Genomic DNA, 25,168 nt, shown 5'->3' with positions numbered 1-25,168 from the left:
GAGAGGTGGTGGACGATGCAGCGCGATCTGGAGACAGAGGTCCTGTGTGGCCAGCTCATCGTGGGCGGATTCGACGGCGCGGAGCCGCCCTCCCGGTATCTCCGGGCGCTCGCCGAGGGGCGGAGGGGCGGCGCGATCCTGTTCCGGCGCAACGTCCCTGACATCGACGCCACGGCGCGGCTCTGTCAGGCGCTCGCCGCGGCGGGCGGCGCCGAACGGCCCCCGTTCATCGGGATCGATCAGGAGGGCGGCCGCGTCACGCGCCTGCGCGCGCCGTTCCTGGCGTTGCCCCCGATGCGCTCGCTCGGCGAGCTCATGGACATCCCGCTGCTGCGCCGCGCGGCCCGCGCCGTCGCGTCCGAGCTGCGGGCCGTCGGCATCAACCTGAACTTCGCCCCGGTGCTCGACGTCGACTCGAACCCCGAGAACCCGATCATCGGCGATCGCGCGTTCGGCCGCGATCCGCGCACGGTCACGAGGGCCGCTGTCGCCTTCCTGGAGGGGCTCCAGGAGGAGGGCGTGATCGCCTGCGGCAAGCATTTCCCGGGGCACGGCGACACCGCGCTCGACAGCCACCTCGCGCTGCCGACCATCGCCCACGGCCGCGGCCGCCTCGACGAGATCGAGCTGCCGCCGTTCCGCGCGGCCTCCCGGGCGGGCGTCGCGTCGTTGATGACGGCGCACATCGTCGTCGAGGCGCTCGACCCCGGCGTCCCGGCGACGCTCTCCCGCGCCATCTGCACCGGCCTCCTGCGCGACGAGATCGGCTTCGAGGGGGTGCTCTTCTCGGACGACCTCGAGATGGCCGCGATCGCGGCGCACTACCCGGTCGAGGAGGCCGCCACCGCGGCGATCTGGGCGGGCTGCGACGCGCTGCTCATCTGCAAGGACGAGGACCTGCAGGACCGCGCGCACGAGGCGCTCGTGCGCAGGGCCGAGCGCGACCCGCGCTTCCGCGAGCGCTGCGTCGAGGCGGCCGCGCGCGGCCTGGAGCAGCGCCGGCTGCGCCCGCCGCGGCCGGCCGCGTCGCCGGCGGAGCTCGCCGAGGTCGTCGGCGGGCCGGCGTCGCGGGCCGTGCTCGAGGACATCGAGCGGGCGCGCGCCGCGCTCGCCGCGGGGGCGGCGACGTGATCGCGCCGCCGGGGGCCGGGCGAGCGGAGCCCGCGGAGCACCCCGACCGCCCGTTCGTCCTGGCCGCGCGCCGGCTCGTCACGTGCGACCCGTCGCGCGCCTCGGCCGGCGATCCGCTCGGCGTGATCGAGGACGCCGCGATCGTCGTGCGGGGCGGCGCGATCGAGGCGGTCGGGCGCCGGCACGAGATCCTGCGCCCCGGGTCGGGCCTCGCGGTCGCGGTGGAGGCCGCGGGGGTCGTGACGCCGGGGCTCGTCGACTGCCACACGCACGCGCCCTGGGTCGGCTCGCGGGACGCGGAGTACGCGGTCCGCATGGCGGGCGGCGACTACGAGGCGATCGCCGCGGCCGGCGGCGGCATCGTCGCCAGCATGCGCGCGGTGCGCGCCGCGACCGCCGACGAGCTCGCGGGCGCGCTGCGCGCGCGCCTCCGCCGGATGGCCGCGCTCGGCGTGACCGCCGTCGAGGCGAAGAGCGGCTACGGGCTCGACGAGGCCTCGGAGCGCAAGCAGCTCGAGGCGGTCGCCGAGGCGGGGGGGGACGCGCGCCTGCCCCGCGTCGTGCCGACGTACCTCGCGCTGCACGCGCTCCCCCCGGAGGCCGGAGGCGACCGCGCGACCTACGCCGCGACCGTCGCGCGCTCCTGGCTGCCCGCGATCGCCGCGGCCGGCCTCGCGCGCTACGTCGACGCGTACATCGACCGGAGCGCGTTCTCGGTGGACGAGGCGCGGCCGGCGCTCGAGCGGGCGCGCGCGCTGGGGCTCGGCGTGCGCGTCCACGTCGGGCAGTTCGCCGACGTGGGTGGCGCCGAGCTCGCGGCCGCGCTCGGGGCCGCGTCGGCCGACCACCTCGAGCACGTCGCGCCGGAGGGCGTCGCGGCGCTCGCCCGGGCCGGCGTCGCGGCCGCGCTCCTGCCGGTCGCGAGCTTCACGCTCCGGCAGGAGCCGCCGCCCGTCGCCGCGCTCCGGGCCGCCGGCGTCCCGCTCGTCGTGGGCAGCGACGCGAACCCCGGGACGGCGCCCACCGAGAGCCTGCCGCTCGCGCTCGCGCTCGCGGTGCGGCTCTACGGGCTCACGGTGGCCGAGGCGATCCTGGGCGCGACGCGCGAGGCGGCGCGCGCGCTCGGCCTCGGCGAGGTGTGCGGCGCCGTGCGGCCGGGGCTCCGCGCCGACCTCGTCGTCTGGGACCTGCCGCACGAGAACGCGATCGTGCAGCCCTGGGGCGCGCCGCGCGCGCGGGCCGTGCTGCGCGACGGCGAGGTCATCGCCGCGGCCGGCTGAGGCGGCCAGCAAGTCAAGCCTGGACGCGCGTACACCCTGCGCGTATGCCGCGCGCATGAGTGACACGCAGAGCCCTGTCGCTGTCCCTGGCCGCACGGACAGCTCCTTTGATCCGGTCCCGCTGCTCGCCGAGGAGCTGAGCCTCCCGCGCCAGGGGGTGTCGGCGGTGGCCAAGCTGCTCGCCGAGGGGGCGACGGTGCCGTTCATCGCCCGTTACCGCAAGGAGGCGACCGGCGGGCTCGACGAGGTGCAGATCCGCGCGATCGAGGAGCGCCGCGCCTACATCCTCGAGCTCGAGGAGCGCCGCGCCACGGTGCTCGCCGAGATCCAGAAGCAGGGCAAGCTCACCGACGCGCTCGGCTCGAAGATCCGCGCCTGCCGCACCAAGGCCGAGCTCGAGGACCTCTACCTCCCCTTCAAGCCGAAGCGCCGCACGCGGGCGATCATCGCGAAGGAGCGCGGCCTCGAGCCGCTCGCGGATCGCGTCTGGTCGCAGCCGCAGGACGGCAGCCCCGAGGAGGAGGCCCGCGCCTTCGTCAGCGCCGAGAAGGAGGTCCCCGACACCTCCGCGGCCCTCGCCGGCGCCCGCGACATCTGCGCCGAGCGCATCGCCGAGCACGCCGACGTGCGCAAGCTCGTCCGCGAGGCCTACGCCAAGGAAGGCGTCATCAAGGTCCAGAAGAACGAGGAGCACGAGGGCAAGCAGACGAAGTTCGACATGTACGCGAGCTTCGAGGAGCCCGTCGCGAACATCCCCTCGCACCGCTACCTCGCGATCCGCCGCGGCGAGGCCGAGGGCGTGCTCCGCGCCGCGATCGAGCTCGCGCCCGAGCCGCTCGTCCCGCCCATCCACGCCGCGATCGGGCTGAAGCCGAGGTCGCCGTGGGCCGGCGAGCTGACGAAGGCCGCGGAGGACGCCGTGAAGCGGCTCCTGCTCCCGGCGGTGCAGAGCGACGTGCGCGTCGACCTCAAGATGCAGGCCGATCGCGCCGCGGTCGAGGTCTTCGCCCAGAACCTCCGCGAGCTGCTCCTCGCCGCGCCGTTCGGCACGAAGGCGGTGCTCGGCATCGACCCGGGCCAGCGCACCGGCTGCAAGTGCGCCGTCGTCGACGAGACGGGCAAGCTGCTCGAGCACACGACGATCTACCTGGTCGGCAGCAGCGACGCGCTCGAGCGCGCGCGGCAGGACCTGCGCCGCATCTGCCGCAAGTACCCGCTCCGCGCGGTCGCCGTGGGCAACGGCACGCACGGCCGCGAGACCGAGGCGTTCGTGAAGGACGTGCTCGCGTCGGAGGGGCTGAAGGAGCAGACGGCGAACGCCGATCCGCGGCCGTCGGAGAAGCTGTACTGCGTCCCGGTGAGCGAGGCGGGCGCGAGCGTCTACTCGGCGAGCGACGTCGCGCGCGAGGAGTTCCCCGACCTCGACCTCACGGTGCGCGGCGCGATCAGCATCGCCCGGCGCCTGCAGGACCCGCTCGCGGAGCTCGTGAAGGTCGACCCGAAGAGCATCGGCGTCGGCCAGTACCAGCACGACGTGTACCAGGGTCTGCTCGCGCGGAAGCTCGACGAGGTGGTCGAGAGCTGCGTGAACCTGGTCGGCGTCGAGCTCAACACCGCGAGCGCCCCGCTGCTCGCGCGCGTCGCCGGCATCGGCCCGAGCCTCGCGAAGAAGATCGTCGCCCACCGCGACCTGAACGGCGCGTTCAAGAGCCGCAAGGGGCTGCTCGACGTGCCCGGCGTCGGCCCGCGGACGTTCGAGCAGGCGGCGGGCTTCTTGCGGGTCCGGGGGGGCGAGCACCCGCTCGACGCGAGCGCCGTGCACCCCGAGCGCTACGGCCTGGTCGAGCGCATCGCGACGGATCTCGGCGTCCCGGTCGGGTCGCTCATCGGCGACACGGCGGCGATCGCGCGGATCGACGCGAAGAAGTACGAGGCCGGCGACGTCGGCTCGTTCACGCTGAACGACATCCTCAGCGAGCTGAAGAAGCCCGGCCGCGACCCGCGCGCCACCTTCGAGCCGCCGAACTTCCGCGACGACGTGCGGACGATGGAGGATCTCAAGCCGGGCATGGAGCTCGAGGGGGTGGTGACCAACGTGACGGCGTTCGGCGCCTTCGTGGACATCGGCGTCCACCAGGACGGCCTCGTGCACGTCTCGCAGCTCGCGGACCGCTTCGTGAAGGATCCGAACGAGGTCGCGAAGGTCGGCGAGAAGATCAAGGTGCGCGTGCTGGAGGTCGACCTCGTGCGCAAGCGCATCTCGCTCACGGCGAAGAAGGGCGGCGCTCCCGCCGGCGCGCGCCCGCAGGCCGGCGGCCCGCCCGCGGGCAACGACGCGCGCTCTCGCAACGACAACCGCCGGCCGGGCCAGGGGCAAGGGCAAGGGAAGGGGCAGGGCGGCAGCTCGGGGGGCGGCTTCCGCAACAACCCCTTCGCGGATCTCCTCCGCAAATGAGCGGTGCCCACGCGTCTTCCAGAGCCCCGGGGGGGCGCTCTAGAAGCCGTGGTCTGCGAAGAAGCGCTCGATCCTGAGCGAGACGAGCTCCGGGAACTCGAGCGCGGTGGTGTGGGTCCCGCCGCGGACCACGAGGATCTCGGACATCGCGATCCGGCGGGCCATCGATTGCGTCAGCGCCCGGGGGGTGAACGTGTCGCGGTCGCCCGCGATGAGCAGCGTCGGGACGTCGATCTGCTCGAGGACGTCCTCGGCGTCGTGCGTACCCAGCGCGCGGAGGTTCCTGAGGAACGCCTCCATGTCGAGCTGACCGAGGGGCTCCAGGCGCTCGGCGGATACCTCGCGGTCGAGCGCCTTCCCGAGCAGCCCCATCCGCTGCAGCCAGATCCTCGCGTCGGGCTGGCCGACGGAGCGACGCGTCATCCGGGTGGCGGCCGTGTGAGCGCGCGCCGCGAGGTCCACGAGCGGCGGGAATAGCCGCCCGACCCCTGGCAGCGGCCCCATCGTCTCGAGCGGCCGGCGGTAGGTGCCGTTCAGCAGGACCAGGTTCGCGGCGAACCCCGGGAGCCGGCGGAACGCCTCCAGCGCGACCTGGACGCCCATGCTCCAGGCCATGAGCGAGCCGTGCCGGACCCCCTCGACAGCGAGGATCGCCTCCAGATCGCGGACATGGTTCGCTACCGCATAGGCGTCCGGGGCGTCCGGCGACGGGCGCTTCGACGCGTACGTCCCGCGGTAGTCCCAGGTGATGAAGCGGTACTGGTCGGACAGGTACTCGATCTGAGCCCGCCACGCGAGGTACGACCCGCCGAGGCCGTTGACCAGCACCACCGTCTTTGCCCCCTCGAACGGCGTCGGCGTCACGCGGTACGCGATGTCGGTTCCATCAAAGCTCGCAACCCGACGCGTTTCCATCCGGAGCGACGAACGCCGCGAGGGCGGCGGAGGCCGACCCCCGCCGGACGAAGAAGAGGGCGGCGCTTGCCGGCCCCCGTTGGATGAGCCGGACGAACAAGGGGGCGGCGGAGGCCGGCCCCCGCCGGATGAAAGGGGCGGCGGAGGCCGGCCCCCGCCGGACGAAAGGGGCGGCGGAGGCCGGCCCCCGCCGGATGAAAGGGGCGGCGGAGGCCGGCCCCCGGATGGAGCGGGTGGCGGAAGCCGACGGCCCCCGGACGAAGCGGGCGGCGGGGGCCGACCCCCGCCGAACTTGAACCACACCATGAGCCCCTGCTTCCTACCCGGTCCCTCCATCGACGGCCATGCTGCCGGCGACGGCCCGCGCGCGGGTCAGGGGCGGGCTCACCCTCCGGCGATGACGCGGCCGCTGGACGGGGTGGCCGCGCGGCGTCGCGATCGCGTGCCGAAACACATCCCGCGCTGCGATCGCCATCGCGTTGACATTCCACGCGGCGCGCCGCTAACGTGCCCGGCGGGTCGTCCGCTCGCCCGACGCTCCCGTTGTGTTGCTGATCTTTTCGTCCCCGCCCGCATCTCGGTCCGCTGGACGCCGGCCCATGTCCTCTGCTGTTGCCGCTCGCGCAGGGGCAGCTCCGGTTCGGGCCGTGGTGGGCCGAACGCCTCGGGCGGGCTTGGAGTTTCTGGGCGAAGTGGTGCAGCGATCCCGTCCCCGAGGAGCCGATGGCTGAAGAAAAGAAGAAGAGCAAAATCGATCTGAAGGCTCGGCTGGGCAAAACGGCGGTAGGCGGGGCACCGGGAGCGGCCGTCCCCCTCCCCGTGCCTGGCCCGCAGCCCGGATCGGGGCCGCCTCCCGACGGGAGCCCGATCCCGGGCGGCATGCCCTCGCCGCATCCGAGCGCGCGTCCCCCCATGCCCTCCGTGGGCGGCATCGCGCCCCCGCCCGGGATCTCGCCAGGCATCCCGCTGCCTCCGTTTGCGCCGCAGCCGCGTCCCGTGATCCAGACGCCGCCGCCCAAACCGACGGCGGCCGCGCAGACCATCAAGGTCGAGGTCGGCGAGGAGGTCGAGCAGGAGCGTCGGAAGGCCTCGAAGCGGACGGCGCTGTACGCGGGCCTCGCCGCGATCCTGGGCATCGGCCTCGGCTTCGCGGCGGGCGGCGCGAAGGAGCGCGGCGATCGCGGCAAGCTCGCGGTCGAGGGCGCCGGGGCGCTCGAGAAGGACGTGCGCACCGCGAACGAGAAGATGCAGGAGCTGAACGACAAGCTCGGCGCCGCCGCGGAGCAGCTCTCGCGGAAGAGCTTCCCCACGCAGCTCACGACCGATCTCGGCGCCATCAACGTCCCGTTCGACGCCACCAACCTGGAGAACAAGCAGATCGGCAGTCTTCCGGGCAGGGTGATGCGCCAGCTCCTCAGCTACACCACCTCGGTCCAGGACCTCAACAAGACCAAGGACAGCCTCAAGAACCTGCTCGCCGCGGCGCAGGCCCCCGTCGAGAAGTCGTGGAAGGAGCAGGACGACCCGGTGGTGAACTTCTCGGTCGTCTTCCGTCGCGACGGCGACAAGACGGTGGCCGAGCTCGTCCCCAACAAGGCTCCGTTCCCGTTCGGCAAGGACTGGCCGGCCAAGTACACGGTGACCCGCCTCGAGCGCACGCAGCAGGGCCTGAAGCCGGCCGAGAAGGAGGCCGCCCGCTGGACCAAGGGCGACATCGCGGGGGGCGACCTGCAGGCGCTCCCGGTCGACCCCCAGTCGGTGGCCGCCTTCACGAGCGAGCAGATCGTCTTCAAGCTCCGCAGCGCGATGATCGACGTCCGCCAGCTCCTCGAGGGCAACAAAGAGAATCCCGCCGCCGAGACAGCCGGCCTCATCAAGGAAGGCGACGATCTCGCGAACGAGCTCCACAAGATCTCCCTCGCCCGGTAAGCGGCGTTCACCCGCTTCGGATACGGGCCCACCTCGACGTTTTCGGTGCTCGGCGCACAGGAGTGCGCCTGTGCGCCGAAAACGCCGATCTGGGCCCGTCTCCTGTGCGGGTGAACGCCGCTTGGCCGGCCGCGTTCAAGACGGCCGTGACCGCCTCTCACCGAGGCGCGTCGCACGCCCGGGCCTCTCGGGCTCATCCCCGCATGAACGGTAGGGCCGAGGGGACCCTGTGCGGCGCGCGGTGCGGGGAGGGCCGTCCGAGCCAGAGAGCGGCCGCGGCGCCGTTCAGGCAGCGCCGCCGGCGCCCATGGCTCGGGGGCGGACGATCTCCACCTTGCCGATCTGCCGCTCGTCGCTGTCCCGCACGATGAACCGCAGCCCGAACTTGCTCACGGCCGTGCCCACCTCGGGCACCTTGCCGACATGCTGCGTGAGCATCCCACCGAGCGAGTCGTACTTCCCCTCCCGGTCGAGCTCCGCGCCCAGGTAGGCCGAGAGATCGCTCATCGACACGGCCGCATCGGCGACCAGCCGGCCGTCGCCGAGGTCCTGGATGGCCGCCCCCTCGTCCGTCTCGTCGTGCTCGTCGCGGATGTCGCCGACGATCTCCTCGAGCACGTCTTCCAGGGTGACGATCCCCGACATCCCACCAAACTCGTCGACCACGATCGCGAGGTGCTGTCTCCGGCTCCTCATCTCCCGGAGCAGCGACGAGAGCGGCTGCGACTCCGCCACGAAATTGGCAGGGCTCCGCGTGATCTCCCGGAGCGTCGTGTTCTTGAGCCGGCGCTCCTCGAGCACCTTGAACAGGTCCTTCGCGTAGAGGAGACCAGCGATGTTGTCGATCTGATCCTTGTAGACCGGATACCTGGAGTGGCCGCCCTCCGTGACGATCTCCAGCACCTTCTCGAGCGGTGTGGAGATCTCGATCGCCTCGACCTTGGACCGCGGCACCATCACGTCCCGCGCCGTGAGATCGGCGAACTCGAGCACATTCCGGATCATCTCCGCTGGTTCTCGTCCGAACAGGCCTGATCGCTCGACCTCATCGACGAGGATCTCGACCTCGGCCTCTGCCACCCGCGGGTCGGACGGCTGCTCGCCGTCCTTCGTCCCCAGCCGGGAGCCGATCCAGCCGAGCGGCACCGCGAGCGGAAGCATCGCGATCTCGAGCGGGCGCAAGAAGCGGACCGCCATCGAGGCTGCCCGATCGGCGTGCTTGCGGCCCAGCGTGGAGCTGACCTCGTAAAGGGCACCGCTCACGACGATGGTCGTCGCCAGCCCGAGATACAGCGCAGCGCCGGGGACGCTCCGCCGGAAGAACAGGTCGAAACAGGCGGCGGTCAGGCTGGTCGACACGACCCAGCCGAGCAGGTAACGGGAGCGAAGCTTGGCGTCTTCTTGACGAATCCGCTCGTAAGCGGCCTTCGTGGGGCCCGTCGACTGCTCGATCAACGCGCCGAGCCGGGTGGCGCTCAGCGTCGTCAGTGCGGTGTCGGCGCCGACGAACAGCGAGCCAAGTACAGCGGAGAGAACGGCAGCGGCGAGCGCTGGCAATGGAACGAGATCGGGACTCAAACCGAGGCTCCTAACGGACGAATCGTAACGGAACAGGCGAGGGGAGCGCAACCGGACCGGGGCGCGAAATCTCAGGAGATGCTGGATCCACGCGCGCTCGCCGGACTCTTTGCAAGACGGACTCCCAGGCTCGACCGGTGGGATCGAGTGCGGCCAGTGAGATGATCCGTGGGTTTACCGAAGTCCAGGATTTTGCTGAATCGTGTGGTTTTCTCTCACACAGAAGGATTTTCGCGGACGTCTGCCGACCCGGAAAAGCCACGCAGGACGGAAAAACGCGGCTCGGGCGGCGTGGACGAGGTGTCGGCGCCGGTGTCGTCAGCGACCTCGGAGGCGCCCAGCGCGATGACATGTCCCCCCGGGTCGAGCCATACAGCGGCCCCGGATTGCGCAGGAGCTGCGGAAAAGTCGGACGCGGTGAGCGTCTGCCCGAGGCGCGCGCGCCGGGCGCCGTGCTCGGTCAGGCGGGCGACGGGCAGGCTGGACGCGGCCGCCTCGGCGAGCGGGCGGATCGCGGCGCGCAGCGCCTCGGCGCCGGCGTCGAGGAGCACCGCCTGCTCCAACGTGAAGGCGCCGCTCGCCGTGCGACGGAGCGCCGACAGGTGCGCGGGGACGTCGAGGTGCGCGCCGAGGTCGCGCGCCAGCGAACGCACGTAGTAGCCCTTGCTCACGTCGAGCTCGAGCTCGAGCGCGGCGGGCTCGCCGCGCCAGGCGCCGGCGAGCGCGAGCGACCGGACCTCGACGGGGCGGGCCGACAGGTCCACGGCCTGGCCGGCGCGCGCGAGGGCGTAGCTGCGCTGCCCCGCGACCTTGATGGCCGAGTACGCCGGCGGCGTCTGAGCCCGGCGCCCCCCCTCCGCGTCGAGCGCCGCGGCGATGCGCGGCGCCGCGGCGGCGAGCGCCTCGCCCCCGGCCGGGACGCCGGCCGCCGCGAGCGCGCCGAGCTCCTCGTCGAGCCACGCGGGCAGGGGCTGCGTCGCCGTGACCTCCCCGTCCGCGTCGAGGGTGTCGGTCCCGACGCCGAGGGCGACGCGCGCCGTGTAGCGCTTGTCCTGCGCGGTCAGGTAAGGGGCGAGCTTCGTGGCCTCGCCGACGAGCACCACGAGGACGCCGGACGCCATCGGGTCGAGCGTCCCGGCGTGCCCGATGCGCTTCACGCCGAGGGCGCGCCGCAGCCTCGCCACGACGTCGTGGCTCGTCGGGCCCTGCGGCTTGTCGATGACCAGCACGCCTTCCGGCCGAGGCCGCCCGCCGTGCGCCCGCTCGGGGCGCGGCGCCGATTCCGCTTCCGCAGTGTGCTCGGGCATGGGTGGAGGATCCGCCTGCGCCGTCTGCTTCATCCGAACCAGACCGATTTCCGCGTGGCCAGCGTGTCGTCGATGAGCCCCTGGATCGTCGCGCGCACCCGCTCGGCGAGGCGCCGCACCAGGATCTCGTCGTCCGCCGCCTCGGGGCCGTAGGCGTCGAACCGCACCGGATCGGCCAGGCGGATCTTCCACTTCGTGGGCGCGGGCACGAGGCCCAGGGGCCCGAGCGCGGGGAACGTCGGCGTGATCGGCAAGTAGGGGATGCCGAGCGCGCGGGTGACGTGCTCGACCCGGTAGAGGAGCGGGTTCGTCTCCTCGGCGCCCACGATGGCGCAGGGGATGAGCGGAGTGCGCGTGCGCAGGCAGAGCCGGATGAACCCGCCGCGGCCGAACCGCTGGAGCCGGTACCGGTCCTTGAAGAGCTTCCCGCTGCCCTTGGCGCCCTCCGGGAACACCGCGATGAGCCGCTCGCCCGCGAGCAGCCGCTCGGCGTTCTCCTGGCAGGCCCGCACGGCCCCGAGCCGGTTCATGAGCGTGCCGGCGAACGGCAGGTAGTACACGAAGTCGTCCGCCAGCCAGCGGAGCTCGCGCTGCGCCGGGTGCTCCCGCCGCACGGCGGCCCGCAGCATCAGCCCGTCATACGGGATGGGCCCGCCCGAGTGGTTGGAGACCACGAGGCACCGCCCTTCGCTCGGGATGTGCTCGACGCCCTCGAGATCGATCCGGAAGTAATGCTTGTACAGGAAGTCGAAGAGCGGCCTGTACCGCGCCTCGGACTTGGGATCGAAGCCGAACTCGTCGACCTCCTCCGTGCGGCTGCGCAGGCCGGCGCGACCCCACTGCCGCAGGTAGAAGTCGGTCGACAGGACGTCCCGCGCCGTCCCGGGCTCGGACAGCGGCGGCTCGTCGGCCGCGGCGGCAGGCGCGCCGCCCTCGCGGGGGCTCCGCTCCGTCTCGGGCCCGCCCGGCGCCGCGCCGCCCGCGGCCTGCGGCGAGGCCCCGGCGAGCATGCTCTTGAGCCGCGCCTCGAGCTCCCGGATCTGGCGCTGCAGCTCCTCGGTCGTCACCGGCACGACCGGCGCGTGCGCCTCGGAGGACTGCGTCTTCCGCCCGTCCGAGGGCTCCGTCGGGCCGATCGGCGCGAGGTAGCGGGTCTCCTCGTCCTCGACGTCGATGCTCGGCACGACGTGCGTGGACCCCGGCCGATCGGACCTCCCCCGCGTCGACGCCGGCGGCCCGTTCACTGCGCCCTTGCGCTCTCGATCGTGTTCAGCGCCCATCCCTCTACCCCCCGACACGCCTCACGCGGGTGTCTCCTGCAAGAGCCGAACGTCCCGCAGGCGCTGCGCGTTGGTGTAATCGAGCAGCGCCTCTCGCGTGGTGTAGACCGGCCGGAACCCCATGACCCGCGCCGCCTTCTCGCCGTCCGCCACGCAGACATAGCGCAGGTACTGGAGGAAGCTGGGCGGCGCGATCGCCGCGTGCGCAGCCCAGAGGGCCGAGACGAGCGGGCCAGCGGCGCTGTGCAGCACGGGCAGGGGCGTCCGGCCCGCGAGGCGCACGATCGTGGAGAGCGGGAGCACGCCGTCGCCCACGATGTTGAACGTCCCCGCGAAATCGCTGTCGATCGCGAGCTTGAAGGCGGCGATCGCGTCGACCTCGTGGATGAACTGCCAGAGCGGGTCGAAGCCGAGCATGGTCATGACCAGCCGCCGCGCCAGGAAGCGGGTGAGGTAGTTCTGGACGGTGGGGCCGAGGATCGGCGCGGTCCGGAGGATGGTGACGGTCGTGCCCTTGGTCCGCGCGCCGAACGCGTTGAACTCCCGCTCGGCGGCCATCTTGTCCGCGAAGAAGCGCTCCTCCGGGTCGGCGCGCAGCGGGTGCTTCTCCGTGAGGAAATTGGGGTTGGTCGGGTGCGCGCCGTAGAGGATCGTCTGGCTCCAGAGGATCAGCTTGCGCAGGCCCGCCTGGCGTACGCCGTGGAGCAGGTGCATCGTGCCGACCGACTCGAGCTCGTGGGCCCAGGCGGTGGCCGGGGTCGGCGACGAGAGGAAGCAGAGGTGGACGAGCGTGTCCACCTGCTCGGCCGCGAGCACCTCGGCGATGCGCTCCTCGGACGCGGGCGCCGTGAGGTCGATCGTGTGGAGCCGCAGCTTGGAGCCGCCCGTGTCCGGCGGCTTGATGTCGATCGCCACCACGCGGGCGATGCGGGGATCCTCCTCGAGGATGCCGATGAGGTTGCGCCCGAGGAACGAAGCGGCGCCCGTGAGCGCGACGACCCGGCCCCTCGGGCTGGACGAGGCGCGCCGGCTCCCCGGCGAGGCCTCCGTCGCCGCAGGGCCGCCGGGGCTGCTGGCCGCCGCGCCCGCCTCGCGGGCAGGCGCAGCGCGGTCCACGCCGGCGGCGAGGCGCTGCTCGGCAGCGTCGTGGGTCGGAGCGGCGGGGTGCTCGGACAGGGAAGCCATGCGCGCGGGCGCGACACTAGCTGGTCGGCCGGCGCGCGCAAGCGCAGCGCGATCGCCGCGCGGCCGGCGTGGGGCTCACGGCCGGGCGGCGCGCGGCGGCGGCGGCGTCACAGCGCCCGGCGAAGCACCGGGTACGGCTCGAACGCGTGCACCTCGACGAATCCGTTCTTCGTGAACGCCGAGGCCGGTCCGGTCCACAGCTCCTCGTCGCTCACCGGCTCCCTCGGGCGGCGCGGCAGGGCCTCGAGGGCGCGCGCGCCCCAGGCGGGCGCTAGCTGCACCGCGCCCGCGACGAGCGCCGTCGCGACGCCCCGCCGACGGTGGGCCGGGTGCACGACGGCGCAGCCGATCAAGAAGACGCCGGCGCGATCGCCCGCGAAGCACGGCAGCCCCTTGTAAAGCCGGCGCTCGTAGGCCTTCGCCACGGCGGCGGCGGGCGCGACCTTGAGCCACCCGACGACGTGCGCCGCGTCCGGCGCGAGCGCCACGAGGCCGCGCGCCTCGTCGCTGCCCGAGGCGAGCGCCTCGGCGAACTCCCGGCGGTTCTCCCCCTGGCCGTCCGAGCACCGCGCGAGCCACTCGTTGTTGGTGCCCCCGAAGTGGTAGTACCGGCAGTAACAGGGCGTGCCGGCGGCCTCGAAGAGCGCCTCGAGCCCGGCCAGGTGCTCCGGGCCCGCCGCCGCCACCGTGATCGATGCGCTCATCGGGGCGCTCCTCCCTCCGCCTTCACGCGACCGGCGCGCGCAGCCCGCGGACCGGCGAGATCTGCTCCCAGGCGTGGGCTGCCCTGAAGAGCCGCGCCTCCTCCAGCGCAGGGCCGATGAGCTGCAGACCGACGGGCAGCGGCGGCCCGCCGTCCGGCGCCGGCGCTGTCGCGCAGGGGACGCTGATCGCGGGCAGCCCGGCCATGCTGGCGGGCAGCGTGTAGACGTCGGCCAGGTACATCGACAGCGGGTCGTCCACCCGCTCTCCCAGCCGGAACGCGACCGTCGGCGAGACCGGCGCCGCGATGACGTCGACCTCGCGGAACGCCTCGTCGAAGTCGCGCCGGATCAGCGTCCTGACCTTCTGCGCGCGCAGGTAGTACGCGTCGTAGTAGCCCGCCGAGAGCACGTACGTGCCGAGCAGGATGCGGCGCTTCACCTCCCGGCCGAACCCCTCGCCGCGCGTGGCCCCGTAGAGGCCCTGGAGATCCGCCTTCCCGCCGCGCTCGCCCTCCACGCGCAGCCCGAAGCGCACGCCGTCGAAGCGCGCCAGGTTGGACGACGCCTCCGCGGTCGCGACGATGTAGTACGCCGCGACGGCGTACCGCGTGTGCGGCAGGTGCACGGGTCGGATCTCGCAGCCGAGCCCGCGCAGGCCCTCGATGGCCTCCCGCACCTTCGCCTCGACCTGCTTGTCGATCCCCTTCGCGAAGTACTCCTCGGGCACGCCGATGCGCAGCCCCGCGACGTCGCGGCCGCACGCGGCCTCGTACTCGCCCACCGGAGCGTCGAGGCTCGTCGCGTCGCGCGGATCGCGGCCCGAGATCACCTCGAGCAGGCGCGCCGCGCCCCTCACGTCCTGCGCGAACGGCCCGATCTGGTCGAGGCTCGACGCGAAGGCGATGAGGCCGTAGCGGGAGACGCGGCCGTACGTCGGCTTGACGCCGACGACGCCGGTGAGGCTCGCCGGCTGCCGGATGGAGCCCCCCGTGTCCGAGCCGAGCGAGCCGGGCGTCATCCCCGCCGCGACCGCGACCGCGCTGCCGCCGGACGACCCGCCGGGGATGCGCGTCAGGTCCCACGGGTTCTTCACCGGGCCGAACGCGCTGTTCTCGTTCGACGAGCCCATCGCGAACTCGTCCATGTTGCACTTGCCCGGCAGGATCGCGCCGGCGGCGCGCAGGCGCGCGACGACCGTGGCGTCGTACGGCGGGCGATACCCGCGCGCCGGATCGGGCGTCTTCGAGCCTCCCGCGGCCGCGCGCGTGAGGATCTTCGAGCCGGCGGTCGTCGGGGCGCCCTCGGTGCAGAGCGCGTCCTTGAGCCCGATCGGGACGCCGGCGAGCGGGCCGAGCGCCTCGCGGCGCGCGCGCCGCGCGTCGACCGCGCGCGCCGCCTCGAGGGCCTGCTCGCCCTGCACCGTGAGGAAGGCGCCGAGCGCGCCGTCGCGCTGCTCGATGCGCGTGAGCGCCGCCCTGGCGACCTCCTCGGCGCTCACCTCGCCGCGCTGCACGAGCGCGGCGAGATCCGGGATGGATCGATCGAGGATCGCTGTGTCCATCGGCGTCACCCCTCGTCCACGAACGCCGGCACGGCGAACCCGTCGTCCTCGACCCGCGGCGCCTCGCGCAGCGCCACCTCGCGCGGCAGGCTCGCCGCCTCGTCGTCGGCGCGGAGCGGCAGCCGCTCGATCTGCACGTGCGCCGTCGGCGGCACCGCCGAGACGTCGAGCTCCTCGAGCTGCCGGACGTAGCTGAGGATGTTGCCGAGATCACCGGTGAGGCGCTCCATTTCCTCAGCGGAGAGGTCGAGGTGGGCGAGGCGCGCTATCGTCAGCGCCTCGTCGCGGCGGAGAGGGGGCGAGTCAGCGTTCGACATGGCGAGCGCCGGATGTAGCACCGCCCGTTCCGCGGACGCCAGCGCTTGGTTGGCCCGCCGCGGCCGGCCGTGGCTCACCGAGGAGCGCCGCGCGCCCCCGAATCTGGCCGCGGTGCGCAAACGGTGATAACGCCGGGCTCCCGCGCGCCCGGCCGCCCTCGGCCCCCCCGGGCAGAAGCCCCGCCCCTCTGCGCGTTGCTGGCGAATGCAGCCCCCGAAACCGCCCTCTCTGCGCCGCGAGCGCATCGGCCTCATCGTCCTCTGCGCGTCCGCGGCCGTGGCGATGTCGCCCGCCGTGGGGGGAGGCGCCCGCGACCGCTCGACCGCGCTCGCCGCGGAGCTCGCGGCGCGCGGCATCACCGCGGCGCCGGGCGACGTGGTGTGGGTGGACCCGCCGCGGGGCGCGTTCAGCCCGCTCGGGGTGCGCTCGCGCGCGGTCGCCCGCGGCGCCGTCCGGGGCGAGCCCACCGACCTCTATCTCGTCGACACGAGGCTCTCGCCGGAGGGCGTCCTGCTCGACGTCTCGGGCGTCCACAACCTCACGGAGACGAGCGGCGCGGACGAGTCGAGGCCCGTGCTCCGCGGCGACGCGCTCGCGTACATCACGCGTCCGCTGATCGAGGCCGCGTCGCCCACCGTGCACGTGCTCGACCTCGACGGGCAGCGCGTGCCGGCCAGCGCCGACTGGACCGCGATCGAGCGGATCCAGCACGCCCTCACGAACTGGCAGGCGACCGGCCGGCTGTGCGGCATCGGCCGGCGGACGTTCGCGATCGACCCCGCCCCGATCGACGAGACCGGCCCCGGCGAGCCTGGCGAGGGCGAGCCCGGGGAAGGTGAGCCCGACGGCGGGAGCCGCCGCCCCGCGAACGCGGGCGACGTCGCCATCGCCCTCGAGGACGACACCGCGGTGGTCGTGCGCGCGAGCGGCCGCGAGGCGCGCCTGCCGCTGCACGGCGTGGACGCGCCGCTGCCCCCGTGGATCCGCGCCGAGTCGTTCGAGGCCGCGCGGCCGGGGAACCTCGTCACGTGGGCGGTCGACCGGGTGCGGCTCGTGATCGGCGACGCCGCGATGCAGACGGTCAAGGCCGTGGCGTTCACGGCGCTCGACTTCGTCCTCCGCAACAAGGAGGCGGTGACGGGCGACACGGGCGCCGAGGACATCGCCTCGGATCTCGGCCAGAGCACGCTCGATCCGCCCGTCCGTCAGGCCCCGATCGACCCCGAGATCGGCTGGCCGCCGTCGCCGCTCGAGCCGTGGGTGACGCCGGCGCTGCCCGGAGAGGGGCAGTGGAACCCGCAGGGCGGCGACGCCTTCGTGCGCAAGCTCGAGGGGCTCCCGCCGGCGTTCATGACCACGTTCGTCCGGGCGGATCGCTCGCGCAAGGCGACGCGCGTCTACATCGCGCTGTGGGATCCGCGCCAGGTGGAGCTCCACATGATGGCGGGCACGGTGGAGCCGAAGGGCGCGACGGGCGAGGCGGGGCCGGGGCTCATCCCGCGCACCCCCGAGGTGATGAAGCGCGTGGTCGCCGCGTCGAACGCGGGGTTCCAGGCGATGCACGGCGAGTTCGGCATGATGGCCGACGGGGTCGTGTACCTGCCGCCGAAGCCCTACGCCGCGACCGTGGCCGTCCGGCGCGACGGCAGCACCGTCTTCGGGACTTGGTCGGAGGACGAGACCATCCCCGACTGGATGCTCTCGTTCCGCCAGAACATGACCGTCATGGTCCAGGACGAGAAGTGGAATCCCTTCGGGCGCACGTGGTGGGGAGGCACGCCGCCCGGCTGGGCCGACAAGACGCACACGGTCAGGACCGGCATCTGCCTGACCCGGGAGCGCTTCGTCGCGTACTTCTACGGCGCCGACGTCAGCCCCGAGGCCCTGGCCCAGGCGATGATCCAGGCCCGCTGCGCCTACGGCATCGCGCTCGACATGAACGCGGGCCACAGCGGGCTCGAGTTCTACCAGGTGGCGCCCAGCGGCGCGCTGCCGCCGCTCGGGCGCCCGCTCCAGGGGGAGTGGGAGGCCGAGGGCGAGGTCTCGGGGCTCTCGGGCTACCGCTTCCGTGGTCGCCGGCTCATCCGCGGGATGGGCCTCATGAACTTCCCCCGCTACATCCGGCGGGAGGCGCGCGACTTCTTCTACATGACGCTGCGGCACCTGCTGCCGGGGCCGGCGCTCGCCACGCGCGCGGCGCCGGCCGAGGCGGGGGAGGGCGTCTGGCGCACCCAGGGGCTCCCGCAGCACGGCTTCCCGTACGCGCTCGCGACGACCGAGATCCGCCCCGATCCGGCGCGGCCCGACGTGCGGCTGCGGGTGCTCAAGGTGGACCCGAGGACCGTCCTGGCCGCGCCGCTGAGCGAGCCCGCGTCGGCCCCGCCGGCCGGGACAGGAGCGACAGTGGCCGTGCTCGCCGACGGCGCCGCGGCGCCCGGCGCCGGCCAGGGCGAGCTCTCGAGCATCTGGCACTCGGCCGGGGCGTTCTCCGCCTCGCCGACCTCCCCGGTGCGCGGTGCGGTCCGGATCGCGACAGGCCACGCCAGCAGCGCGCGGGCCGTGGCCGCGCTGGGCGTCAACGACGAGGACGGGATGCTGATCTACGTCGAGCGGGCGGCGGCCGGGCCGTCCGGCGCCCCGGACCCCGCGCTGTCGCCGGACGCCTCGGCGCCGCCCGCGGCGCCCGTGGATCCGCGGGACGCGAAGCTGCTCCAGGATTTCCTCGCGGGGCTCGGCTGCTCCTCGCGGATCTACCTCCACCGGCCGCTCGCGGTGGCCCTCGGCGGCGATACCGACCTATCCGGCGCCGCGGTTCACCCGCCGTCCGGCCCGCGCGCCGTCCGGCTCACGCGCGCCGAGGCGGCCGGCGCAGGCCGGATGTTCGAATCCACACCGATCGTCCCGCACAGCGTCTGGTATCCGCTGCAGCAGAAGCGCGTTCGGTACTTCAAAAAGCCGAAGAAAGAGGAAAGCGCGGACGGCGATCACTGAGCCTGGCGGCGCCTGGAATCCCGCCTGGGGTGCAGTAGGCGCTTGTGCGTCGGCGGCCCGAGGGATTAAAAAAAGGCGGCTGGTGCACCGTTTGCAGTCCTTCGGAGCTTGCGACATCTCGGCGCCGAGCGGCGCGGGCTCGCTGGGTGAGCGGGGCGCGCTCGACGCGCGATCTGGCGGCGCCGCGTCGAGCGGAGGTTTCCCGGAGATGACGCCGCGCGAGCGCCTGTCCGGGGGCGCGCGCGTCGCGGGCGCCTCGCGACGGACACGGCGGAGGGGCGCGGGCGGCGCGCTGGATCCGCGCGAGATCGCGCCGCGCGCGCGGCATTGGCGTCGCCGCGCTCGTCCTGTTGGCGCTCGCGCGGTTATCGGAGCAGCGGTACGCTGCAGTGGATCAGGTTCACGCAGCGCGCTGCGAGCTGGCCCGCGACGGGGGCCTGCTCGTCCACATCACGCACATCATCCTCGTCGCGCGGAGCAGGCGCGATCGTTTCCCGGAAGCCGCGGCGAACGGCGCCGCATGTCCTGAGGAGTTCCCGAACATGGCCGATACCAAGGGCGGCAGCGATCTAGATGTCTTCGAGGGGCTCGCGAAGAAGTCGTCGCGCACCACGAACCCCGCGCTCGTGCCTCCCTCGCCGCCGACCCGGCAGCGCACGCTGACCGGAGGCGTCAGCTCGCTGCCGCCGGCGCCCAACCAGGGGACGACGCTCCCCGGGGGAATCGCCTCTCCGCTGCCGCCGCCGTTGACGACGAAGGGGACAAGCCCTGGTTCGCTGCCGCCGCCGGTGCCGACGAAGGGGACGAGCCCTGGCTCGCTGCCGCCGCCTGTGACGACGAAGGGGACCAGTCCTGGTTCGTTGCCGCCCCCCTCGCTGCCGCCCGGCTCGCTGCCGCCGCCGGCGACCACGAAGGGGACCAGCCCTGGCTCGCTGCCGCCGCCGATGCCCCCTTCGGCCAAGCCGGGCACGCTGCCTCCCGTGGTGCCGCCCCCCTCGCGACAGCCGTCGCTGCCCGCGATCTCCGTCCCGCCGATCCCGTCGGCGAGCCCGCTGCCCCCGGCGCCGACCAGCGCCGCGCCCGCCTCGCTGCCGCCGGTGGTTCCTCCTCCGATGCGGTTGCCGTCGGTCAAGCCGCCGCAGAAGGCGGCTGACGAGGCGAAGCCCCGCCGCGCGAAGGGCGCTGCGGTCGACATGGACTGGGATGACGACGAGGAGTCGACCCACGTCTACGACAGGGAGGGTAACGACAGGATGCCGGGGCGGACGACCCCGCTGCCGAACGTGAGCTCGTCCACGATCCCGAAGGCGGCCGCGGCGCTGCTCGCGAGCTCCGGCGGCGCGGCGCCGGCCGCGCGGACGCGCACGCCCATCCCGACGCCGCCGCCGATCCCGAACGCGCCGCCGATCCCGGACATCGGCCACCGTCCGCTGTCGCGCAACGACGAGCCCACGGCGATCCGCCCGCGCCCGGCGACGCAGCAGGGGGCCGGCAAGGCGGGCGTCATCCTCGGCGGGCTCGCGCTCGTGGCGGTGCTCATCCTGGCCGTGGTCCTGCTGGTGCCGAAGAAGGGCGCGCTCACCATCGACCTGAAGACCCTGGGCGGCGCGTCGGTCGCCAGGGCCGAGATCTTCATCGACGGCCAGAAGCGCTGCGACACCGTGCCGTGCATCGTGCGCGATCTCGATCCCGGCTCGAAGGCGGTGAAGATCCTCGCCCCCGATTTCCCGCCGCGCGACGCGGTCGAGGTCGTCGAGGGCGGCAAGGAGAAGGTCGTCGTGATCACGCTCGACAGCGCTGGCCAGGCGCGGTCCCAGACCGCGACCGGCCTCAAGATCGCGGGTGCGCCCGGCGTGAAGGTGCTCGTCGACGGCGTGGAGAAGGGCACGCTGCCTGTCGAGGTCAGCGTGCCGCCGGGGGAGCACAAGATCCGCTTCGAGGGCGGTGAGCGCTACGAGCCGCTGGAGAAGACGGTGGAGGTCGGCCAGGGCGAGGCGAAGGACCTCGGGACGGTCGCGCTCAAGGTGGTGAAGGGGCAGGTCACGCTCGATCTCGCCACCTCGGGGGCGTCGGTCAAGCTCGTGAACGCGAAGGGCACGGAGAAGAAGCTGCCGGAGTCGGCCTGGAAGAAGCCGCCGGTCAAGGTGGATGTCAATCCGTCGGAGGGCTGGAAGGTCGTCGCGACGAAGAAGGGATACGAGGACTTCTCCCAGCCGATCTCGTTCGAGGACGGGCAGGCCGAGAAGACGATCCGGATCGCGCTCGCCGAGGTGAGCAAGCCCGAGCCGGCCGCCGCGGTGGCCGCGGCGGCCGCTCCGGCGACGCCCAGGGGGGAGACGGCCGCGCCGAAGCCCGAGGCCCCCGCCGCGCCGAAGGCCGAGGCCCCGGCCGCCGCGCCCGCGGCTGCCGCAGGCGCGGCGACGCTCAACATCAACTCGATCCCTGTCTCGAAGGTCGTCCTCGACGGCCGGCCGCTCGGGAGCACGCCCAAGGTCGGCGTCAGCGTCCCCGCGGGGTCGCACACGGTGACGTTCATCCATCCGGATCTCGGGAAGAAGTCGGTCACCGTCTCGGTCAAGGCCGGAGAGACCAAGACCGCAGCCGTCAAGTTCGACTGACCATCTCGCCGCCAGGCCAGGAGAAGAGTCCTTCTCGGGCGCTCCTGGCCTCGCTCTCCCTCGTTGCCTGTCAGCCTCGCTTGCAGGAACAGCCGCGCGCTCCCGCGGGGCGATTCGATGCTTCGCGGGTGGGAACCCCGGGGCGCTTCGGTTGCGGCGCCCGTGCCCGGCGCCGGCGCGCGCGGCGTCAGCGCTGGACGCGGCTCACCTGTCCTGCTCGATCCGCTCCGCCCACGCGCGCCAGCTCGTCGCGCAGCGCGGCTCGTCGGCGTGCGCGCCCCCCGCGCAGTACGCCGCGTCGCGCGGGGGGCCCAGCACCAGCATCGTCGTCTTGCTGACGAACGGCAGATCGCGCCGCCAGATCTCGCTGAAGCCGTCGAGTCGCCGCCGGTACCCCTCCGCGGCGCGCTCCCCGAGGAGCTTGTCGAGCTGCGTGCGGATCTGCTGCCGCAGCTCCTCGTCGTCCGTGACGGCGAGGGTGCGCTGGAGGAACCGGATCTGCGCCTCGCGCTCGCCCGCTCGCCCAAGGATGCCCGCGCCGCCGAGGGCCTGCCAGCTGATGTTCGCGTCGCCGCCCCCGAGCTCTGCGGCGCGCGCGAGCATCCGGGCGCCCTCCAGGCGCCACTGCGTCCTCTCCGCGGGGTCCGTCACGTACGAGGCCGGCGCGATGAAGGCGACGAACTGGCCGAGCGCCAGCCACAGCTCGCCGTCGAGAGGGCGGTTCTGCACCCCGCGCTCCAGGATCTCGCGCGCCTTGAGGACCTCCTCGCGCGGGGTCGTGGTCGTCTGGAACGTGATGAGCGCGTCGGCGAACAGGTAGGGGTCGCGAAAGGTCGGATCGAGGGCGTTGATCGCGTCGAGCAGCAGGGTGAGGTTCTCGAACCGGCGGCGCTCGAACGTGTGCAGCCCCTGGGACACGAGCACATGCGACCAGAGCAGATCGGCCAGCGCGGAGCGGTAGCCGAGCGACAAGGTGACCACCTCGTCCGGCGGCGGCAGGACGTACACGTCGGAGGTCTCGGCGACGCGCTTCTCGAGGTCCGCGGCCGGCGCGCGCACGCTGCCAATCGCGACGGCGGCGACGGCCGAGAGGGCGGCCGTGACGAGCGCGTCGCGCGCACGCGCAATGCGGGAGAGGAGAGGGCGGGCTGCCGGACGGTCCGCTGTCCCGGGCGCCGGGGAAGCCCCCATCATTCCACCTCGCGGTCCACGAACATGCCCGGAAGCACCCGGGCCGGCTCCCCGGGGATCCGCTCGCCGCGCACCTCGAACGTGGACAGCGCGCCGTCGCCGTCGAGGTCGCCGTGCGCCGTCGCGACGAAGCGCATGGTCTTCGACGCGTCGAGCTCGCTCGTGAACTGGAAGGCAAACGCGTGCGGCCCGTCGAAGCCGAAGTCGAGCGACTTCCACGTGAGGTGCTCCCACGAGTGCGGCGGATCCACCGCACGCACGCCGCGCGGCACCTGGGCCGGGGTCAGCGGGGCCGACGGCGGGAAGCTGATCTCCTGCGGCCGCGATTCGGCGTAGGCGACCGCGCTGGTCACCAGCCGGTCGAGCCCCTCGATCGGCTCGCTCAGCTTGGACGCGCTGAGGTTCCGGAAGAACGCCGGAACGGCGACGGCGAGGACGCTGCCGCCGACCGCGAAGGCCGCGCTGAGCTCCAGCGCGCTCCAGGAGCGCCAGGTCATGGCTCCTCTCTACTCACCCTGCGGCGATGGAACAAGCGCCAGCGCGGCCTGCGTCAGTCCGGATCGTTGTTCGTGTAGATCACGGTGCTGGTCACGATCTCGCCGTTGCGCACCTCGCCGGTGCGGACCAGCGTGCACGTCAGGCCGTCGCCGTCCAGGTCCCCGCGCGCCCCTGCCTCGAACCCCTCCGGGCCGCTGGGGATGGACGCGCCGGGCAAGCCCTGGCTGAGGTAGCCGCTGCCGACCTGGTACGAGTACTGGAAGTAGATGGGCGCGACCGTCGCGAAGCCGAGGCACTGCCAGCCCGCGAGCGTGGAGCCCGTCATGAAGTCGGCGCCCTGCGCCCCGCTCGGCTGGTACTTCGTTCCCTGGACGTCGGCGAAGTTGAAGGGAACCGGCACGGCCGAGGCGCAGAGGAGATGGGTGTTCGCCGCGTCGACGCCCGTGGCGGGCAGGAGCTGCCCGATGTCGCGCTCGCGCTCGTACTGGATGATGGCGCTGCGGGTGATGGCGCCGACGATCTGCTTGGCTTCAGCCGTCTTCGCCGTGGCGAGGTAGCTGCGCACCCCGACGATGGCCAGGGCGGCTAGCACGCCGATGATGGCGACCACGATCATGAGCTCGATGAGCGTGAATCCGCGACTGCGAGATGCTTCCTTCTGCCGCACGGTACGCCCTCATGCTGGATGTGGTCTATGATGCCCGGTCGCCCGATGCGGGGCGCTCCGGAGATGTCCTCGCGCTGGAAGTGGTCCACGAAGCCTGGTCGCCCGACTCGGGGAGAGCCGGGCAACCAGGGAGCACGTCACTCGTACTCGTTTTCGATATGGATCTGCGTGGCCAAGGCGAGCTGTCCCGTCGCGGCCACCACCTGGCCTGCCCGCGAGAAGGAGCTGGTGACGGCGTCGGCGTCGAGGTTCCCGACGGCCGCAGCTTCGAAGAACTCGGCCTCGGTGACGGCGGGGCCGGTCGGCACGACGCGGGCGTTGTGGAGGTAGTGGTACTGGTAGTAGATCGGCTGGGTCATCGAGAACCTCAGGCACTTCCAGCTCGCGGTCGAGGTGCCTTGCTCGAAGTCAGAGCCCTCGGCCGTGTTGGGCTGGTACTTGACGCCCAGCGGGGGGCCGCCGCCAGGCACCGGGGGGGCGCTGTCGCACAGGCTGTGGCTCGCGATGCCGGAGTTGTTCCCGGCCCCAAGGATCTCGGAGGCCGCCGTCTCGCGCTCGAACGCCGCGGCGGCGCCGCGGGTGATCGCGCCCACGGAGTTCTTGGCTTCCGAGGTCTTCGCGCTCGCCAGGTACCGGCGGACGCCGAAGATCGCGAGCGCGGCGAGGACGCCGATGATGGCGACCACGATCATGAGCTCGACGAGCGTGAAGCCTCTTCTGTCGTATCGCTTCAGTGCACGCATGAGTGTCGATCCTCCGTGATGCTTTCTTTAATTGGATGCGTTGCCGAGACTGACCGTCACGACGCCAGTGCGGGGCCCGGCCAGCCCGCAGTGCGAAAACCTCTCCCGCGGAGCAGGCGCGCTCGGCGCTCGCGACGCGGCAAACCATCCTGCTCCGTCACTCCGTGTCGTTCTCCCAGTAGATCCCGGACATCGTCGATGTCGTCAGGAGCAAGGCGTAACTCCCATCCCGATCGCGATCGCCGACCGCCTGGACAACGTACCAGGGCCCCCTGGGCAAAAATTGCGGATCGCCCAGCGGAGCCTGCGACAGCCCGCTCCACGTGAAGCCGCTGTTCGGGGTCGCGGAGAAGCTGTTCCCGATACCGGCCACCGACGCGTAACCGAAACGGACCGCGCCGTCGGTGGTCACGTTGAGCATCCGCCATCCCGCGTAATCGGTGTGGCCCGGGTCGTCCCAGGCGCGCTTCATGTCGCCGAGCGTCCCGCCGGGATACCAGTGGCTCTGATCGAGCGACCCCTGAGAGACGTTCAGGTACTCGAGCATCTCCGCCCGGTAGGACTCCTGCCCACCGCGGATCCCCTGCATCACCGCCTTGGGCTCGGCGATGCCCGCCGAGGCCATGTACCTGCGGTAGCCGACGAGCGCGAGGGCCGCGAGGACACCCACCATCCCGACGACGACGAGGAGCTCGACGAGGGTGAACCCTCGTCGCGCAGCGCGTCGCTGTCGTTGCCCGCTCCGCATTCTCCAGGACCTCTCAGCAGGCGACGTGCCAGGGAGAGCGCGGCCCGGAGTCTTCTTCGACTTGCGCGG

Annotated in this window: 19 protein-coding genes; 6 read left to right on the top strand and 13 right to left on the bottom strand. The window is 73.0% G+C overall.

All coding sequences use genetic code 11. From position 1 onward, the window contains the following. Positions 1–15 precede the first annotated feature (15 nt). The 3 genes from nagZ to WME76_RS18940 are packed head-to-tail and all read left to right on the top strand — an operon-like array spanning position 16 to position 4,866. On the top strand, positions 16–1,131 hold the full coding sequence (gene nagZ / locus WME76_RS18950) for a beta-N-acetylhexosaminidase (RefSeq protein WP_437961491.1): 1,116 nt from the start codon (positions 16–18) through the stop codon (positions 1,129–1,131). After that, positions 1,128–2,411 carry an imidazolonepropionase gene (gene hutI, locus WME76_RS18945; protein WP_437961490.1) on the top strand — a complete coding sequence of 428 codons (1,284 nt, stop codon included), beginning with the start codon at positions 1,128–1,130 and terminating at the stop codon, positions 2,409–2,411. The genes nagZ and hutI overlap by 4 nt, the downstream gene beginning before the upstream one ends. Positions 2,412–2,466: 55 nt before the next feature. After that, complete coding sequence (locus WME76_RS18940; protein ID WP_437961489.1) at positions 2,467–4,866, top strand: Tex family protein; 2,400 nt, start codon at positions 2,467–2,469, stop codon at positions 4,864–4,866. A 39-nt stretch (positions 4,867–4,905) separates the two neighbouring features. Here WME76_RS18940 and WME76_RS18935 read toward each other — a convergent pair whose 3' ends face one another. Continuing rightward, positions 4,906–5,781, bottom strand: coding sequence for an alpha/beta fold hydrolase (locus WME76_RS18935; RefSeq protein WP_437961488.1), 876 nt, complete (start codon positions 5,779–5,781; stop codon positions 4,906–4,908). 996 nt (positions 5,782–6,777) lie between these two features. Between WME76_RS18935 and WME76_RS18930 the strand changes: the two genes are divergently transcribed. Further along, entirely contained in the window at positions 6,778–7,710 is a 933-nt protein-coding gene (locus tag WME76_RS18930) for a formin (RefSeq protein WP_437961487.1), read from the top strand. Positions 7,711–7,995: 285 nt separating this feature from the next. Here the strand turns inward: WME76_RS18930 and WME76_RS18925 are convergent, their stop codons facing one another. From WME76_RS18925 to gatC, 7 genes are all read right to left on the bottom strand, one after another. Further along, positions 7,996–9,288, bottom strand: coding sequence for a hemolysin family protein (locus WME76_RS18925; RefSeq protein WP_437961486.1), 1,293 nt, complete (start codon positions 9,286–9,288; stop codon positions 7,996–7,998). Positions 9,289–9,503: 215 nt separating this feature from the next. Continuing rightward, the gene (locus tag WME76_RS18920; protein ID WP_437961485.1) at positions 9,504–10,595 is read right to left on the bottom strand and encodes a tRNA pseudouridine synthase B; all 1,092 of its coding nucleotides are present in this window, start codon (positions 10,593–10,595) and stop codon (positions 9,504–9,506) included. Between the two features lie 29 nt (positions 10,596–10,624). After that, on the bottom strand, positions 10,625–11,875 hold the full coding sequence (locus tag WME76_RS18915; RefSeq protein WP_437961484.1) for a lysophospholipid acyltransferase family protein: 1,251 nt from the start codon (positions 11,873–11,875) through the stop codon (positions 10,625–10,627). 21 nt (positions 11,876–11,896) lie between these two features. After that, a complete protein-coding gene (locus WME76_RS18910) occupies positions 11,897–13,060 on the bottom strand; it encodes an NAD-dependent epimerase/dehydratase family protein (RefSeq protein ID WP_437961483.1) in 1,164 nt (387 codons plus the stop codon). A 107-nt stretch (positions 13,061–13,167) separates the two neighbouring features. Continuing rightward, entirely contained in the window at positions 13,168–13,764 is a 597-nt protein-coding gene (locus WME76_RS18905; RefSeq protein ID WP_437961482.1) for a GNAT family N-acetyltransferase, read from the bottom strand. A gap of 22 nt (positions 13,765–13,786) precedes the next feature. After that, a complete protein-coding gene (gene gatA, locus WME76_RS18900; RefSeq protein ID WP_437961481.1) occupies positions 13,787–15,325 on the bottom strand; it encodes an Asp-tRNA(Asn)/Glu-tRNA(Gln) amidotransferase subunit GatA in 1,539 nt (512 codons plus the stop codon). A 5-nt stretch (positions 15,326–15,330) separates the two neighbouring features. Continuing rightward, a complete protein-coding gene (gatC, locus tag WME76_RS18895; protein WP_061615366.1) occupies positions 15,331–15,642 on the bottom strand; it encodes an Asp-tRNA(Asn)/Glu-tRNA(Gln) amidotransferase subunit GatC in 312 nt (103 codons plus the stop codon). A gap of 205 nt (positions 15,643–15,847) precedes the next feature. Here gatC and WME76_RS18890 point away from each other — a divergent pair, with 205 nt between their 5' ends. Further along, positions 15,848–18,634, top strand: a complete 2,787-nt coding sequence (locus WME76_RS18890) for a hypothetical protein (protein WP_437961480.1) — start codon at positions 15,848–15,850, stop codon at positions 18,632–18,634. A 389-nt stretch (positions 18,635–19,023) separates the two neighbouring features. Further along, a complete protein-coding gene (locus WME76_RS18885) occupies positions 19,024–21,252 on the top strand; it encodes a PEGA domain-containing protein (protein WP_437961479.1) in 2,229 nt (742 codons plus the stop codon). 204 nt (positions 21,253–21,456) lie between these two features. On the opposite strand, the gene WME76_RS18880 is transcribed toward WME76_RS18885, so the two are convergent. From WME76_RS18880 to WME76_RS18860, 5 genes are all read right to left on the bottom strand, one after another. Next, positions 21,457–22,311 carry a hypothetical protein gene (locus WME76_RS18880; RefSeq protein ID WP_437961478.1) on the bottom strand — a complete coding sequence of 285 codons (855 nt, stop codon included), beginning with the start codon at positions 22,309–22,311 and terminating at the stop codon, positions 21,457–21,459. Positions 22,312–22,442: 131 nt separating this feature from the next. Further along, positions 22,443–22,940: a hypothetical protein gene (locus WME76_RS18875; RefSeq protein WP_437961477.1), complete on the bottom strand. Its 498-nt coding sequence runs from the start codon at positions 22,938–22,940 to the stop codon at positions 22,443–22,445. A gap of 53 nt (positions 22,941–22,993) precedes the next feature. Next, positions 22,994–23,608, bottom strand: coding sequence for a type IV pilin protein (locus WME76_RS18870; protein ID WP_437961476.1), 615 nt, complete (start codon positions 23,606–23,608; stop codon positions 22,994–22,996). 137 nt (positions 23,609–23,745) lie between these two features. Next, the gene (locus tag WME76_RS18865; RefSeq protein ID WP_437961475.1) at positions 23,746–24,351 is read right to left on the bottom strand and encodes a type IV pilin protein; all 606 of its coding nucleotides are present in this window, start codon (positions 24,349–24,351) and stop codon (positions 23,746–23,748) included. A gap of 157 nt (positions 24,352–24,508) precedes the next feature. Beyond that, the gene (locus tag WME76_RS18860; RefSeq protein ID WP_437961474.1) at positions 24,509–25,099 is read right to left on the bottom strand and encodes a prepilin-type N-terminal cleavage/methylation domain-containing protein; all 591 of its coding nucleotides are present in this window, start codon (positions 25,097–25,099) and stop codon (positions 24,509–24,511) included. Positions 25,100–25,168 lie beyond the last annotated feature (69 nt).

Origin of the sequence: Sorangium sp. So ce119 (assembly GCF_051524405.1) — a bacterium.
Lineage (GTDB): Bacteria > Myxococcota_A > Polyangia > Polyangiales > Polyangiaceae > Sorangium > Sorangium cellulosum_G.
This window is presented reverse-complemented; position numbering and strand designations above follow the sequence as displayed.